The organism is Brevundimonas sp. (assembly GCF_046293315.1).
In the GTDB taxonomy this organism is placed as follows: domain Bacteria; phylum Pseudomonadota; class Alphaproteobacteria; order Caulobacterales; family Caulobacteraceae; genus Brevundimonas.
Map to the genome: position 1 here is coordinate 1 of NZ_JBKBPF010000118.1, position 529 is coordinate 529.

Below are 529 nucleotides of genomic sequence, written 5' to 3' on the forward strand. Positions count from 1 at the left end.
ACGGGGGCTGAAACCCGAGGTGGTAGCGCAGGAACTGGCGCGCGACACCTGCGCGCGGGTGGGCGGGCTTTCCCTGATCGGGCGGCGCTCGGCGCTTGACCTGCACGACCTGAACGACGAAACCGCCGCCGAGGCCGCCCGGCTGGGCTTGGCCCCCCGCAGCCTGCTGCCGTTTCTGGTGACGTTGGAAATGCTGGTAATCGAGCGCGCCGTGCTGCAAGGGCTGCACGATAGGCTGACGCGGACGGGGCCAGGGACGGTGGATGACCTGTTGCGCCTGCGCTCAGACGTGACCAACGGGCTGGAAGAATATTACGGCACCACGCTGGCCGGCACCCGGTTTGGTGATGAGGTTGCGGTGCAGGGCGAAGAGGTTCTGGGCATCACCGCCCTGTTCGATGCCGTCATCGACCGGCTGGACATGGTGAGCTTTACCCTGACCACGCACGCCGAACAGCGCATGACCATGCTGCAATTCTGGCTGACCGTCGTGTTCGGCGCGACCGAGATCGGCTTTATCGCCTCGGGC

At 66.4% G+C, this 529-nt stretch carries 1 protein-coding gene; it reads left to right on the forward strand.

The annotated features are described in order from the left end of the window. A partial coding sequence (locus ACK4SE_RS14320) for a hypothetical protein (protein ID WP_409694071.1) occupies positions 1-529 on the forward strand: 529 nt, incomplete at both ends.